Below are 12,166 nucleotides of genomic sequence, written 5' to 3'. Positions count from 1 at the left end.
AAAGACTGCGCAGTGTTGTGATTTGGTTTTGTGATGAGGGCGAATGGCTATCGCTAAAAGCTGGCCATACGCCAGCGAATTCGCGCCAGCTTAACAGAGGCGTCTTGAATAGATTCGAGAATTTACCTACAGGCTGACAGGAAGAGCTTCCTAAGACGGAGAGCCGTCATGAGGAGGTGCTGTGCTAAGCTGGCGACCCTTTTTTAACAGTGGAGTCTTGGCGATGAAGGCACGCATCCAATGGGCTGGCGAAGCCATGTTCCTCGGTGAGTCAGGCAGTGGTCATGTGGTCGTCATGGACGGCCCGCCAGAGGCCGGTGGCCGGAACCTGGGTGTTCGGCCGATGGAAATGCTGCTGTTGGGCGTGGGCGGTTGCAGCAACTTCGACGTGGTCAGCATTCTCAAGAAGTCCCGCCAGGCCGTCGAAAGCTGCGAAGCGTTCCTCGAAGCGGAACGCGCCACTGAAGACCCAAAGGTGTTTACCAAGATTCACATGCACTTTGTGGTGAAGGGGCGAGCCCTGAAGGAAGCCCAGGTCAAGCGCGCCATTGAGCTGTCTGCCGAGAAGTACTGCTCGGCTTCGATCATGCTCGGTGCCGCCGGGGTCGAAATCACCCACGATTATGAAATCATCGAGTTGGGTTGAGTCGCCATTCAAGGGCTTGCGATTTGCTGCACTGAAATTGTCGGATAGAAAAAAGGCGACTCCCCGTTGGGAAGTCGCCTTTTTTAGTTTCCGAGGAATAAGGATGGGTTATCCAGATCCCAATCACCGTCAAATCCGATAAGTGCTCTTGGTCATGACCTTGGCCAGCAGGCTCATGCCGAATTTCACCGGGGCCGGGAAACGGAAACCACCGGCGTCAAGCGCACTTTCGGCATGGTGTTCTTCATCCACGCGCATCTGCTCGAGGATCGCCCGGGATTTCTCATCCTCAGCCGGCAATTGCTCCAGGTGCTCGTTCAAGTGCTTGCACACTTGATGTTCGGTCGCCGCGACGAAGCCGAGGCTGACTTTGTCGCTGATCAGCCCGGCGACGGCGCCGATCCCGAACGACATCCCATAGAACAGCGGGTTCAGGACACTGGTGTGGCTGCCCAGTTGGCGAATCCGTTGTTCACACCAGACCAAGTGATCGATTTCTTCCTCGGCGGCATGTTCCATTGCCTCACGCACCTGCGGCAGCTTCGCTGTCAGCGCCTGGCCCTGATACAGCGCCTGGGCACAGACTTCGCCGGTGTGGTTGATACGCATCAATCCAGCGACGTGGCGGGTTTGCTCGTCACTCAATTGCGCGTCCGGTTGCACGATAGCCGGTGATGGGCGGTACGGCTGGCCACTGAAGGGCAGCAGGGTGCGCATCGCGGTGTCGGCTTGCAGCAACAGGCGGTCAATCGGCGAGTAGTGACGTTGGGTAGTCATGCTTACCTCCGGGAAAAATCACAGCGGCCAGTTTAACCCAATCGGCCGCCGAAGATTTGCGTTGGGTCAGGGGTATCAGCCCGGCGGCCAGTTCATCTGGCGCTGACCCAGCACATGCATATGAATGTGATAGACCGTCTGCCCACCCAGTTCATTGCAATTCATCACCACGCGAAAACCTTCTTCACAGCCCAATTCCAGCGCCAGGCGCTGGGCAGTGAACAGAATGTGCCCGGCCAGGCCCTTGTCTTCTTCGGTAAGGTCATTGAGCGTGCGGATCGGTTTCTTTGGAATGACTAGAAAGTGCACGGGCGCCTGTGGGGCGATGTCGTGGAAGGCCAGTACCTGGTCATCCTCGTAAATGATCTTCGCCGGAATTTCCCGGTTGATGATCTTGGTAAACAGAGTATCCACAGCTGTTTTCTCCGTTGGGTTCGTTGAGGTCGAATGCCTCGAAGGCCTCGATCGAGGTGTCTTGGCTGTTCAGCTTGAGGGTATCAGTGCGGGCAGTAAGCCTTGTTGACCATGCCGGCGATAGTCCGGACCAGCCACCGTGATCCCAGCCGCGGCAGTACGGCCAGCCAGCGGTTGCGGCGTCCGGGAATGATGATGGCGCGGTTTTTGTCCAGTGCGCGCACGGCGTACAGGGCGACTTCTTCCGGGCTCATCAGCGATTTGCTGGCGACGAGTTTTTGTTCGTCCATCTGCGCCTTGGAAAAAAAACCGGTTCGGGTCGGACCAGGACAAAGTACCGAGACCTTGATCGCGCATTTCTTCAATTCAACCCGCAGGGCTTCGGAGAAGTGCAGCACATAGGCCTTACTGGCGTGGTAGGTGCTCATCCAAGGACCGGGCTGGAACGCGGCGACCGAGGCAACATTGAGGATCTGGCCGCCGCCAAGCAGCGCCATGCTATTGCCAACGGCATGACAAAGCCGTGTCAGGGCAAGGATGTTGACTTCGATCAGGTCCTGCTCGGTCATCCAGTCCTGGCCCAGGAACGGCCCGCTGGTGCCGATGCCAGCGCAATTGACCAGCAGGTCGATCTGCCGTTCACCTTCCTCCAGTTCCAGCAAAAAGCCTGAAAGCCTCAGCGGTTCGCCCAGGTCGCAAGCCCGGAACAGTACCTCCACGCCAAACCGCTGGGTCAGTTCGATTGCAATGCTTTCCAGCCGATCACGTTGTCGAGCCACCAGTATCAAGTTGCGGCCGCGCCGGGCCAGCGCTTCAGCCATGGCCAGGCCGATGCCGCTGGAAGCGCCAGTGATCAGTGCGTAACGGGTCATGCAGTTCTCCATCGCAACAGCCCGCCGCCAAATGACTGGGCTGTCACCGGCATGAAGCGCGCTTATTGTTCCTCTTCTTCTTCATAGTCTACAGAAGGCGGAGCGGGCTCGGCTGCCTCAACGGCGGGCTCTTCAGCGGTTTCGCTGCTGGACTCGCTGCTTTCGTAGCTGCTCAGGCTGCTGGTGTCGTAGTCCTCCTGGAGGGCTCCGAAGATACCTGCAAACGTGGCGATGAAAATCAATACGATCATCACGAGCCAGAGCGAGGCCAACAGCTTGACCCCCGTGGTATTGCGCGGGGGTGGCGGGCCATATTGGTTTGCACCGGTATTGCCTGGCGCGATGATGAGGATGAACGGGAAGATGCTGCCCACGAAGGGAACCAGGTTGATCAGCCACAACCACCCCGACCAACCGAGGTCATGCAGGCGCTGGACGTTGAACTGGATGCTCACGAAGGCAAAGGCAAGCACAACGACCGTGGCGAGCAGGCCGCCGACAATGAGCGCCGCTATCGAGTCGGAAGCCAGCAGCCAGGTCGAGGCGAGCCAGAAGCCCACGCCAACCAAGGGCAGCAGGGCCAGGGTCAACGCCATGGTCCAGGCCAGGTAGCGCAGGCGCCCGATACGGCCATCGAAGCTGAAGGGCTTGAGGGTGCTGTACTCGGCAAGTGCTTCACCGACTTCGGCGCGGGGAGGCGCGTAGGGCGAGGCGGGTTCGACGATCGAATCGGGGTGGCGTCCACTCGGTTGCCGCGGCGCGTCCTGTACTTCGCCAAGGCTCAATTGGACGGTGGGTTCGGCTTCGATCCTGGCGTCGATTCCGCTCTTGTTGAGCGCTTCGAGGTACTGCTGCGCCTCGTTCTGGGACAGGTCGCTTTTCAGGGCCACCTTGCGACCGGTGAACAGTCGTTCAATGGCGCTGACATCACTCTTGAACAACTCGGCGAGGTTGAGTTTGGCGGTGGTGGTATCGACGCCCGGCATCACGCCGCCGTCGAACACGATATTGAAACGGGTTTCGCTCATGCCCGGCATCCTTGTCTCTGAAAGTTAAGTAGTTGTTTTGTTTGGGCTGGTTCAGCGCGGCCATTGCCCGCCAAGCTGTGCCGCCCGGGCTTGTGCTTGACGGTATTCTTCATCCAGGCGCGCCACCAACTGATCGACGCTGGGCAAATCATCGATTCCACCCACGCCCTGGCCGGCGGACCATACGGTTTTCCAGGCCTTGGCTTCATCGTTCAGCGGTTTGAGTTTCGAGCCAAAATCCACCTCGCCTTTGTTCTGCAGGGCGGCGAGATCGAAACCGGCATTCTCCAGGCTCTGGCGCATGAAACTCGCCGGCACCCCGGATACAGCAGGAGTATGCACGATGTCCGCGGCTCTGGATGTGAGCAACATCTCTTTATAAGCGTCAGGTGCGTGGCTTTCGCTTGTACCGATAAATCGCGTACCGAAGTAGGCCAGATCCGCGCCGAGCAATTGTGCGGCCAGAATCTGATGGCCGTGGTTCAGGCATCCTGCAAGCAGCAGGGTCTTATCGAAAAACTGGCGGATCTCGGCAATCAGTGAAAACGGGCTCCAGGTCCCGGCATGCCCGCCTGCGCCGGCGGCAACGGCGATCAAGCCATCGACACCGGCTTCGGCGGCTTTTTCGGCATGACGCCGGGTCGTCACGTCATGGAACACCAGCCCGCCATAACCGTGCACCGCGTCCACCAGTTCTTTCACCGCGCCCAGGCTGGTGATGACAATCGGCACCTTGTGTTCGGTGCAGATGGCCAGGTCGGCTTGAAGCCGCGGGTTGCTGTGGTGGACGATCAGGTTCACGGCGTAGGGCGCCGGGTTTTCCAGGGTCGCCAGGCCTGCTTCGATTTCTTCCAGCCAGGCCTTGAAGCCGCTGCTTTCGCGCTGGTTCAACGCCGGAAAGCTGCCGACGATGCCATTGCGGCAGCAGGCCAGCACCAATTGGGGATTGGAAATCAGGAACATGGGCGCCGCCACGACGGGCAGGCGCAAGCGTTGTTCAAGCAGAGCGGGCAACGACATTGGAAGTACCCCGGATAATGAATGCTGATTGGAGATTAGAACGGTCGGACGACGACCAGAATTACGATAGCCAGCAATATCAGAACCGGCACCTCATTGAACCAGCGATAAAAGACATGGCTGCGGGTGTTTTCGCCACGGGCGAAGCGTTTCACCTGTGCGCCGCACATGTGGTGGTAACCGATCAACAGCACGACCAGGGTCAACTTGGCGTGCATCCAGCCTCCCTGAGTGAAGTAGGCTCCGGCGTTGAGGCTCAGCAGCCAGATGCCGAATATCAGGGTGGCGATCATCGCCGGGCCCATGATGCCGCGGTACAGCTTGCGCTCCATGACGCTGAAGCGCTCTTTGCTGACGCTGTCCTCGCTTTGGGCGTGATAGACAAACAGGCGAGGCAGGTAGAACAGGCCGGCGAACCAGCAGACCATGCTGACAATGTGAAGTGCTTTGAGCCACAGATAGAGCATTTTTAGTTATTCCAAGAAATCACGGTAGCCCGATAGTAGAGGTTAGAGCGGCCGCACGTCACCTTGACGGTTGTCGCCACGCCCTGCGGCCCCTATCATCGACGGCTTTCCAGTGGGTTCGTTGAGGGCAGGGTTATGGTCAAGGTCGGTATTGTCGGCGGCACGGGTTACACCGGTGTCGAACTGCTGCGTCTGCTGGCACAGCATCCGCAGGCTGAAGTGGTGGTCATCACCTCCCGATCCGAGGCCGGCCTGGCCGTCGCCGACATGTACCCGAACCTGCGAGGCCATTACGACGGCCTGGCGTTCAGCGTTCCGGACGTCAAGACCCTCGGTGCCTGCGACGTGGTGTTCTTCGCCACGCCCCACGGTGTTGCTCACGCCCTGGCCGGCGAACTGCTGGCCGCCGGCACCAAGGTCATCGACCTGTCGGCGGACTTCCGCCTGCAGGACGCCGATGAATGGGCCAAATGGTACGGCCAGCCCCACGGTGCGCCGGAACTGCTTGAAGAGGCGGTCTACGGCTTGCCGGAAGTCAATCGCGAGAAGATCAAGCAGGCACGACTGATCGCTGTACCGGGTTGCTATCCGACGGCGACACAGCTGGGGTTCTTGCCGCTGCTGGAAGCCGGCCTTGCCGATGCTTCGCGCCTGATCGCCGACTGCAAGTCCGGTGTCAGCGGTGCCGGGCGTGGCGCCAGTGTCGGCTCGCTGTATTCCGAGACGTCGGAAAGCATGAAGGCGTACGCGGTCAAAGGGCATCGCCACTTGCCGGAAATTCGCCAGGGCTTGCGCCGGGCAGCGGGTAAGGACGTCGGCCTGACCTTCGTGCCGCACCTGACCCCGATGATTCGTGGTATCCATTCCACCCTGTATGCGACGGTCGTCGATCGTTCGGTGGATCTGCAGGCGCTGTTTGAAAAACGTTATGCCAACGAACCGTTCGTCGACGTGATGCCGGCTGGCAGTCATCCGGAAACCCGCAGCGTGCGCGGTGCGAACGTTTGCCGGATCGCCGTGCATCGTCCGCAGGACGGTGATCTGGTGGTGGTGTTGTCGGTCATCGACAACTTGGTCAAGGGCGCGTCCGGCCAGGCCGTGCAGAACCTGAACATCCTGTTCGGGCTGGATGAGCGTCTGGGGCTGTCCCATGCGGGGATGTTGCCGTAATAGCAGCAACAAGCTTTATGTTGGCGGCTACAAGCTTGAGGCTTGTAGCTCGCCGCTGCTCTTCTAAATAGTTGACCAATTTTCTAGGAGAAGCGGATAATGCCCGCCATCACGCATTATGGCGGCGTAAGCGCCGGGAGATATTCAGCATGAGCGTCGAAACCTTCACCCCCACGGCTTTGCAATTCACCCACGGTGCCGCGCACAAGGTGAAGAGCCTGGTCGATGAAGAGGGCAATGATCGTTTGAAGCTGCGCGTATTTGTTACGGGCGGCGGTTGTTCCGGTTTCCAGTACGGCTTCACTTTCGATGAAGAAGTGGCCGAAGACGACACCATTGTCGAGCGCGAAGGGGTCAGCCTGGTGGTCGACCCGATGAGCTTCCAGTACCTGGCAGGTGCCGAGGTGGATTATCAGGAAGGTCTGGAAGGCTCGCGTTTCGTGATCAAGAACCCTAACGCCACCACGACCTGTGGGTGCGGCTCTTCGTTCTCGATCTGAAGGCTTCAGTATAAAAAACGCCGCAGTGCCTTGGGCCCTGCGGCGTTTTTTTGTCCGTGATTATTGGATTCAGGCCGGGTAGATGGCGCCGAGTACGCGCAGGCCACGGGCGCCCGTGACACTTGGGCGGTTACCTGGAATACCTTCAAGACAGCAATGGGCGAGCCAGGCGAACGCCATGGCTTCGACCCAGTTCGGATCCACGCCATATGCCGCCGTGCTGCTGACGGTGGCCTCTGGCAGCAATTCAGCCAGGCGCTTCATGAACGCCTGGTTGTGCGCGCCGCCGCCGCAGACCAGCAACTCTTGAGTATTCGGCTGGGCATGCTGCAGTGATTCGACGATGGTCAGGGCGGTCAGTTCGAGTAACGTCGCCTGGACGTTTTCCGGGGCGAAGGCCGGCAACTGCGACAAATGCTGGCTCAGCCACGGCAGGTTGAATACTTCACGACCGGTACTTTTCGGACCCTTGGTGACGAAGAAGGGGTCGCTGAGCAGTGCCTTGAGCAAGGCTGGCTCGACTTTTCCGCTGGCAGCCCATTGACCGTCGCGATCGAAATGCTCGCCGCGTTGTTGATGAATCCAGGCATCGAGCAATACGTTGCCTGGGCCGCAGTCGAAACCGGTGACAGGTTTTGCGGGCTCTATCAGGCTGAGATTGCTGAAGCCACCGACATTCAGCACGGCACGATGACCGGCTCGTGCTTCGAACAATGCTTCGTGAAACGCCGGGACCAGTGGGGCGCCTTGCCCACCAGCGGCGACATCGCGGCTTCGGAAATCGCTGACGACGGTGATGCCGGTCAATTCGCTCAACAGTGCCGGGTTGCCAATTTGCACAGTAAACCCACGGGCCGGTTCATGGCGGATGGTCTGGCCGTGGCTGCCAATCGCCCTGATGTCTTCAGGCTTGAGTTTCTGTTCGTTGAGCAAGGTATGGATACCCTGCGCGGCCAGCTTTACCCAGCTTTGTTGGGCAATGGCGGAGCGGGCGATCTCATCGGGCCCGCTGCTGCACAATTCGAGCAATTCGGTGCGCAGAACGACGGGCATGGGGATGTAGTGCGTGGCGATCAATTTGATGGCCGGGGTCAGTTCGATCAGTGCGATATCCAAGCCGTCCAGGCTGGTCCCGGACATCACACCGATATAGAGCGCCATGCTTAGCGCTTGCTCGAGGCCAGCATGGTGGCTTTCTCTTGATCCATGCGAGCCATCAAAGGTTGGCTTTGGGCCAGGAAGCGTGCGCGCTCGCCCTTGGCGATCGGATCGGCCATCGGCAATTTCTGGCCAAGTGGATCGACATGAACGCCGTTGACCTGGAACTCATAGTGCAAGTGCGGGCCGGTGGAGAGGCCGGTGGTGCCGATGTAGCCAATCACCTGGCCTTGCTTGACGGTGCCGCCAGTCTTCACGCCTTTGGCGAAGCCCTGCATGTGCCCGTACAGCGTGCGATAGGTATTGCCGTGCTGGATGATCACGGTATTGCCATAACCGCCGCGACGGCCTGCCAGCAGCACCTTGCCGTCGCCGGCTGCCTTGATTGGCGTGCCACGAGGGGCGGCGTAGTCGACACCTTTGTGGGCGCGAATCTTGTTCAGGATCGGATGCTTGCGACCTGCGGAGAACTTCGAGCTGATACGGGCGAAATCAACCGGTGTACGGATGAATGCCTTGCGCATGCTGTTGCCGTCGGCGGTGTAGTAGCTGCTGTTGCCTTGCTTGTTGGTGTAGCGCACCGCGGTGTACGTCTTGCCCCGGTTGGTGAAGCGCGCGGAGAGAATCGGGCCGTTGCCGACGCTCTTGCCATTGACCACTTTCTGCTCGTAGATGACGTCGAATTCGTCGCCCTGGCGAATGTCCTGGGCGAAGTCGATGTCGTAGCCGAAGACGCTGGCCATATCCATGGTCAGGCTATGGGAAAGGCCTGCGCGCGCAGCGGACTGGGACAGCGAACTGTTGATGACGCCGTGGACGTAGGCCGAGCGAACGGTAGGCTTGGCGGTGACGCGGTTGAATACATAACCCTTGTCATTTTTGGTCAGGGTAATGCTTTCCAGATCACTCAGCTTGGTGTGCAGGTTGGTCAGCTGTCCGTCTGGATTGAGTTCGAATTCGAGTTTCTGGCCGCGTTGCAATTGAGTGAATTGCTTGGCTTGTTTGTCGCTGGCCAGGACTTCATGGACCGAAGTCGAAGGCAGGCCAACCTTTTCGAAGAGTGTGGAGAGAGTGTCGCCCTTGGCAACAATCACTTCGCGATGGTCCGGTCCTTTCTTTTCTTCTGCCACAGGCGCTTCTGCCTGAGCGGCGGCCTGGGCAGGGTCTTGCGGGCTGTTTTCAATTTGTGCAAACGGAGAAGCGGCCGGTTCGTTTGTGGCTTGAACGGCTTCGGCGGCGTCTTGTTCTTGTGTCAGTTGTTCAGCAGGGCTTTCCAGTTCAAGACTCAGAGTCGTCTTTTTGGCTTCAACATCGCTGGAGGGAAACACCAGGAGCGCCAGGCTAAGGAGGGCTGCGATGCCACTTGCGGCAAGCAGGTGGGTCTTCGGGTAAAGCGGCGGCGCTTTAGACGGTTCTGTGGTCATAAGTAATTTTGGCTTTTGAAAAAATGAATTGGAAAAGATGAATGACATGATGAAGATGAAATAACTGTATAAAATATAACCAAAACCCCTGCGAAGCAAGCCCGCGAACGCTCTGTTCTGTGGATTAGCGTCCTTGCGCCTGGCAAACCTTGTATTTGGTGCGCGATCTTGTATGGTTGGGGCCCTTTGAATCTGAGCCTTACGGGTCTGTTATGAAGTCGGTTGAAGAGCAGCTAGCGCTGATCAAGCGTGGTGCGGAAGAACTGTTGGTCGAGTCCGAACTGATCGAAAAGCTCAAGCGTGGGCAGCCGCTGCGTATCAAGGCTGGCTTCGACCCGACGGCGCCCGATCTGCACCTGGGTCACACCGTGCTTATTAATAAGCTGCGCCAGTTTCAGGATCTGGGCCACCAGGTCATCTTCCTTATAGGGGACTTCACCGGCATGATCGGTGACCCGAGCGGCAAGAGTGCTACGCGCCCGCCGCTGACCCGTGAGCAGGTCCTCGATAACGCCGAGACCTACAAGACCCAGGTATTCAAGATTCTTGATCCGGCCAAGACCGAAGTGGCTTTCAACTCCACTTGGATGGATAAGATGGGGCCGGCGGATTTCATTCGCCTGACGTCTCAATACACCGTGGCTCGCATGCTTGAGCGCGATGATTTCGACAAGCGCTATACAACCAATCAGCCAATCGCTATCCATGAGTTCCTCTATCCGCTTGTACAGGGTTATGACTCGGTTGCGTTGCGCGCGGACGTTGAGCTCGGCGGCACCGATCAGAAATTCAACCTGTTGATGGGGCGTGAGCTGCAGCGCGGTTATGGTCAAGAGGCGCAGTGCATCCTGACCATGCCATTGCTGGAAGGGTTGGATGGCGTGAAGAAGATGTCCAAATCGCTGGGCAACTACGTGGGCATCCAGGAAGCGCCAGGCGTCATGTACAGCAAGCTGGTCTCCATTCCTGATGCGCTGATGTGGCGCTACTTCGAGCTGTTGAGCTTCCGGTCCATGGATGAGATCAATGCGTTCCGTGCTGATGTAGAGGCTGGGGCTAATCCGCGGGACATCAAGATCAAGCTGGCCGAAGAGATCGTTGCTCGTTTCCATGGTGAAGAGGCAGCTGCCAACGCTCACCGTGCGGCGGGTAATCGTATGAAGGATGGCGAGCTGCCGGATGACTTGCCGGAGATCGAGCTGGTTGCTGCCGAGGATATGCCGATTGCGGCCGTCCTTAATAAAGCAGGCCTGGTCAAGAATGCGGCGGTGGCACGAGATCTCCTTGGTTCGGGCGGTGTGCGTGTAGATGGTGAGGTTGTGGATCGCACCTATATATATGAGCTGGGCTCTACTCATGTATGCCAGGCCGGCAAGAAGGCTTTTGCGCGTATTACGCTTAAATCCGAATAAAGCTGAAATTAAGGGTTGACGGCAGATTCTGGAAGTCTATAATTCGCCCCACTTCCGGCGCAGTCGAAACGGAAAACTCCTTGAGATTCAATGAGTTAAGTAGGTTTCGAAGGTGTTGGGCTTCAGTTCATCGAGGCCCGGAAGGAGCAGATAGAGCGGTGATGTTTGGCTCTATCGGCGGTTCGATCTTCTCGGTCGAAAGCGGTGAAAAAGAGGTGTTGACAGCAGCGAGTAACGCTGTAGAATTCGCCTCCCGCTAACGAGAGATCGGAAGCGCAAGTGGTTGAAGTTGTTGATGTTTCCGAAGCGAAACTTTGAAAACTTCTTAAAATAACCGCTTGACAGATACACGGGGCGCTGTAGAATGCGCGCCTCGGTTGAGACGAAAGACTCAGCCAACCGCTCTTTAACAACTGAATCAAGCAATTCGTGTGGGTGCTTGTGGAGTCAGACTGCTAGTCAACAGATTATCAGCATCACAAGTTACTCCGCGAGAAATCAAAGATGTAACCAACGATTGCTGAGCCAAGTTTAGGGTTTTCTCAAAACCCAAAGATGTTTGAACTGAAGAGTTTGATCATGGCTCAGATTGAACGCTGGCGGCAGGCCTAACACATGCAAGTCGAGCGGTAGAGAGGTGCTTGCACCTCTTGAGAGCGGCGGACGGGTGAGTAATGCCTAGGAATCTGCCTGGTAGTGGGGGATAACGCTCGGAAACGGACGCTAATACCGCATACGTCCTACGGGAGAAAGCAGGGGACCTTCGGGCCTTGCGCTATCAGATGAGCCTAGGTCGGATTAGCTAGTTGGTGGGGTAATGGCTCACCAAGGCGACGATCCGTAACTGGTCTGAGAGGATGATCAGTCACACTGGAACTGAGACACGGTCCAGACTCCTACGGGAGGCAGCAGTGGGGAATATTGGACAATGGGCGAAAGCCTGATCCAGCCATGCCGCGTGTGTGAAGAAGGTCTTCGGATTGTAAAGCACTTTAAGTTGGGAGGAAGGGCATTAACCTAATACGTTAGTGTTTTGACGTTACCGACAGAATAAGCACCGGCTAACTCTGTGCCAGCAGCCGCGGTAATACAGAGGGTGCAAGCGTTAATCGGAATTACTGGGCGTAAAGCGCGCGTAGGTGGTTCGTTAAGTTGGATGTGAAAGCCCCGGGCTCAACCTGGGAACTGCATTCAAAACTGTCGAGCTAGAGTATGGTAGAGGGTGGTGGAATTTCCTGTGTAGCGGTGAAATGCGTAGATATAGGAAGGAACACCAGT

The 12,166-nt window shown here is 57.8% G+C and carries 12 protein-coding genes and 1 rRNA gene (1 of these 13 running past the window's edge); 5 read left to right on the top strand and 8 right to left on the bottom strand.

Going from position 1 to position 12,166, the window contains the following annotated elements:
• Nucleotides 1–223 precede the first annotated feature (223 nt).
• Entirely contained in the window at nt 224–646 is a 423-nt protein-coding gene (locus ACLH0I_RS26690) for an OsmC family protein (RefSeq protein WP_003206127.1), read from the top strand.
• A 129-nt stretch (nt 647–775) separates the two neighbouring features.
• Here the strand turns inward: ACLH0I_RS26690 and coq7 are convergent, their stop codons facing one another.
• The 6 genes from coq7 to hemJ form a co-directional block, all read right to left on the bottom strand.
• Nucleotides 776–1,423 (bottom strand): 2-polyprenyl-3-methyl-6-methoxy-1,4-benzoquinone monooxygenase, encoded by a 648-nt coding sequence (coq7, locus tag ACLH0I_RS26685; protein ID WP_060740380.1) that lies wholly within the window; start codon nt 1,421–1,423, stop codon nt 776–778.
• A 75-nt stretch (nt 1,424–1,498) separates the two neighbouring features.
• Nucleotides 1,499–1,837 carry a histidine triad nucleotide-binding protein gene (locus ACLH0I_RS26680; RefSeq protein WP_003316306.1) on the bottom strand — a complete coding sequence of 113 codons (339 nt, stop codon included), beginning with the start codon at nt 1,835–1,837 and terminating at the stop codon, nt 1,499–1,501.
• An 83-nt stretch (nt 1,838–1,920) separates the two neighbouring features.
• Nucleotides 1,921–2,709 (bottom strand): SDR family NAD(P)-dependent oxidoreductase, encoded by a 789-nt coding sequence (locus tag ACLH0I_RS26675; RefSeq protein ID WP_250962155.1) that lies wholly within the window; start codon nt 2,707–2,709, stop codon nt 1,921–1,923.
• 62 nt (nt 2,710–2,771) lie between these two features.
• A complete protein-coding gene (locus ACLH0I_RS26670) occupies nt 2,772–3,737 on the bottom strand; it encodes a DUF805 domain-containing protein (protein ID WP_411385782.1) in 966 nt (321 codons plus the stop codon).
• 51 nt (nt 3,738–3,788) lie between these two features.
• On the bottom strand, nt 3,789–4,757 hold the full coding sequence (locus tag ACLH0I_RS26665; RefSeq protein ID WP_411385781.1) for an NAD(P)H-dependent flavin oxidoreductase: 969 nt from the start codon (nt 4,755–4,757) through the stop codon (nt 3,789–3,791).
• Nucleotides 4,758–4,792: 35 nt separating this feature from the next.
• Complete coding sequence (gene hemJ, locus ACLH0I_RS26660) at nt 4,793–5,224, bottom strand: protoporphyrinogen oxidase HemJ (RefSeq protein ID WP_186706988.1); 432 nt, start codon at nt 5,222–5,224, stop codon at nt 4,793–4,795.
• Nucleotides 5,225–5,359: 135 nt separating this feature from the next.
• Here hemJ and argC point away from each other — a divergent pair, with 135 nt between their 5' ends.
• Together argC and erpA are read left to right on the top strand one after the other, a co-directional pair.
• The gene (gene argC, locus ACLH0I_RS26655; RefSeq protein ID WP_122566710.1) at nt 5,360–6,394 is read left to right on the top strand and encodes an N-acetyl-gamma-glutamyl-phosphate reductase; all 1,035 of its coding nucleotides are present in this window, start codon (nt 5,360–5,362) and stop codon (nt 6,392–6,394) included.
• 149 nt (nt 6,395–6,543) lie between these two features.
• A complete protein-coding gene (gene erpA / locus ACLH0I_RS26650) occupies nt 6,544–6,894 on the top strand; it encodes an iron-sulfur cluster insertion protein ErpA (protein WP_003177727.1) in 351 nt (116 codons plus the stop codon).
• 69 nt (nt 6,895–6,963) lie between these two features.
• Here the strand turns inward: erpA and ACLH0I_RS26645 are convergent, their stop codons facing one another.
• Together ACLH0I_RS26645 and ACLH0I_RS26640 are read right to left on the bottom strand one after the other, a co-directional pair.
• Nucleotides 6,964–8,055, bottom strand: a complete 1,092-nt coding sequence (locus tag ACLH0I_RS26645) for an anhydro-N-acetylmuramic acid kinase (RefSeq protein ID WP_250962160.1) — start codon at nt 8,053–8,055, stop codon at nt 6,964–6,966.
• Between the two features lie 2 nt (nt 8,056–8,057).
• Entirely contained in the window at nt 8,058–9,476 is a 1,419-nt protein-coding gene (locus ACLH0I_RS26640) for a peptidoglycan DD-metalloendopeptidase family protein (protein ID WP_411385780.1), read from the bottom strand.
• Between the two features lie 212 nt (nt 9,477–9,688).
• Between ACLH0I_RS26640 and tyrS the strand changes: the two genes are divergently transcribed.
• Together tyrS and ACLH0I_RS26630 are read left to right on the top strand one after the other, a co-directional pair.
• A complete protein-coding gene (gene tyrS / locus ACLH0I_RS26635; RefSeq protein WP_250962162.1) occupies nt 9,689–10,888 on the top strand; it encodes a tyrosine--tRNA ligase in 1,200 nt (399 codons plus the stop codon).
• Between the two features lie 561 nt (nt 10,889–11,449).
• Nucleotides 11,450–12,166, top strand: a 16S ribosomal RNA gene (locus ACLH0I_RS26630) (it continues 820 nt past the right edge of the window).

Origin of the sequence: Pseudomonas sp. MPB03 (assembly GCF_046605385.1) — a bacterium.
GTDB classification, from domain to species: domain Bacteria; phylum Pseudomonadota; class Gammaproteobacteria; order Pseudomonadales; family Pseudomonadaceae; genus Aquipseudomonas; species Aquipseudomonas zanjanensis.
Note: the sequence above shows the minus strand (reverse complement) of the source record. Positions and strands in the feature narration are given on the sequence as shown.

Coding starts and splice junctions, on each gene's coding strand:
- ACLH0I_RS26690 (WP_003206127.1), top strand. CDS start 224: ATGAAGGCACGCATCCAATGGGCTGGCGAAGCCATGTTCCTCGGTGAG.
- coq7 (WP_060740380.1), bottom strand. CDS start 1,423: ATGACTACCCAACGTCACTACTCGCCGATTGACCGCCTGTTGCTGCAA.
- ACLH0I_RS26675 (WP_250962155.1), bottom strand. CDS start 2,709: ATGACCCGTTACGCACTGATCACTGGCGCTTCCAGCGGCATCGGCCTG.
- ACLH0I_RS26670 (WP_411385782.1), bottom strand. CDS start 3,737: ATGAGCGAAACCCGTTTCAATATCGTGTTCGACGGCGGCGTGATGCCG.
- ACLH0I_RS26665 (WP_411385781.1), bottom strand. CDS start 4,757: ATGTCGTTGCCCGCTCTGCTTGAACAACGCTTGCGCCTGCCCGTCGTG.
- hemJ (WP_186706988.1), bottom strand. CDS start 5,224: ATGCTCTATCTGTGGCTCAAAGCACTTCACATTGTCAGCATGGTCTGC.
- argC (WP_122566710.1), top strand. CDS start 5,360: ATGGTCAAGGTCGGTATTGTCGGCGGCACGGGTTACACCGGTGTCGAA.
- erpA (WP_003177727.1), top strand. CDS start 6,544: ATGAGCGTCGAAACCTTCACCCCCACGGCTTTGCAATTCACCCACGGT.
- ACLH0I_RS26645 (WP_250962160.1), bottom strand. CDS start 8,055: ATGGCGCTCTATATCGGTGTGATGTCCGGGACCAGCCTGGACGGCTTG.
- ACLH0I_RS26640 (WP_411385780.1), bottom strand. CDS start 9,476: ATGACCACAGAACCGTCTAAAGCGCCGCCGCTTTACCCGAAGACCCAC.
- tyrS (WP_250962162.1), top strand. CDS start 9,689: ATGAAGTCGGTTGAAGAGCAGCTAGCGCTGATCAAGCGTGGTGCGGAA.